The sequence below is a fragment of the Staphylococcus sp. EG-SA-2 genome (genome assembly GCF_017152085.1).
In genome coordinates this window covers 1-768 of sequence record NZ_JACYHC010001050.1, presented here as the reverse complement: position 1 = coordinate 768, position 768 = coordinate 1, and the positions used below count along the sequence as shown (strand labels likewise).

Here is a 768-nt window from a genome sequence, read left to right as displayed (position 1 = left end):
ATTCAAAACCTTGATCTAAGTCATTATCTTCTGGATTTACAAATGAATAGTCTGAAGCAATTAAGTAATCACTGTATAATGCATCGTGATGGAATCCTTGTTCTACATATAAAACATTATCTTTTAGGTTTTTACCGACAACAAACCAAGGATCGCCATCTCCACCTATACCTAATCCATGTCTTTGTCCTATTGTGTAATACATCAAACCACTATGTTTACCCATTTTCTTACCATCAAGTGTTATCATATCACCCGGTTGTGCAGGTAAATATTGTGATAAAAATGTTTTAAAGTTTTTTTCGCCGATAAAACAAATGCCTGTAGAATCTTTTTTCTTAGCAGTAACAAGTCCTTGTTCTTCAGCAATTCGACGCACTTCACTCTTTTCGATGTCGCCAATTGGGAACATCACTTTTGAAAGTTGTTGTTGAGATAATTGATTCAAGAAGTATGTTTGATCTTTATTATTATCTACACCACGTAACATTTCAACATGACCATCTTCATGACGATGTATGCGTGCGTAATGTCCTGTTGCTACATAATCTGCACCTAAATTCATCGCATGATCTAAAAAGGCTTTAAACTTAATTTCTTTATTACACATAACGTCTGGATTTGGAGTACGACCTTTTTTGTATTCATCTAAGAAATACGTAAAGACTTTATCCCAATATTCTTTTTCAAAATTAACAGCGTAATATGGAATGCCAATTTGATTACACACTTCAATAACATCGTTGTAATCTTCAGTTGCAGTACATA

1 protein-coding gene is annotated in these 768 nt (G+C 33.5%); it reads right to left on the bottom strand.

Going from position 1 to position 768, the window contains the following annotated elements:
- On the bottom strand, window positions 1-768 hold a 768-nt coding region (gene mnmA / locus IDG60_RS17835), incomplete at both ends, for a tRNA 2-thiouridine(34) synthase MnmA (protein ID WP_206161012.1).